At 59.0% G+C, this 583-nt stretch carries 1 protein-coding gene; it reads right to left on the reverse strand.

Annotation, left to right across the window (positions count from 1 at the left end; all coding sequences use genetic code 11):
* Positions 1–3: 3 nt before the first annotated feature.
* A partial coding sequence (locus tag MD273_RS19310) for a ferredoxin reductase domain-containing protein (protein ID WP_502846087.1) occupies positions 4–583 on the reverse strand: 580 nt, incomplete at its 5' end.

Consider the following 583-nt stretch of genomic DNA (forward strand, 5'->3'; position numbering starts at 1 on the left):
GGCTTAGGAAATCAGCCAGTCGTTTGGTGCGAAGAGCTCGAAGTTTACGTCGCGAGGCTGCTCATCGAGCGCCTCGATCTGCTCACGCACGTTCTTCAAGAATTCCACGCCACCGCACAGGTACACGGACGCACCTGATGGAATGCGGCCAGCGACCTCGAGCCACTGGTCGTTGTCGCGGTAGAAGATTTCAAACGCAGCCTTAGGGAGCTTTTCGACGAGCCCCTGCACTTCCTCCACCTGCGCGTAGGTGGACTCGGCCTGGTCAGCATGCAAAACCACAACGTCACGTTCAGGGTTCATACCTGCGAGCATGCCCACCATTGGGGTGGAGCCGATGCCCTGGGAAATCAGCACAACTGGATTGGTGTCCTTGTTAAGAACCAGGTCGCCGGCCGCGATGGTGGCTTCAATCTTGTCACCAACGGATACGCGATCACGCAGGAATCCAGAAACCTCGCCGTTATCCTCAACCGCAATGCGGTACTCGGTGTCGGAGCCGCCGAGCAAGCTGTACTGGCGCAGCTGGCGGGCGCCGTCGTCAAGCACTACTCCGATGGAGGTGTACTGACCTGGCTCTGGG

Source organism: Marinobacter sp. C7 (assembly GCF_022343555.1).
In the GTDB taxonomy this organism is placed as follows: domain Bacteria; phylum Pseudomonadota; class Gammaproteobacteria; order Pseudomonadales; family Oleiphilaceae; genus Marinobacter.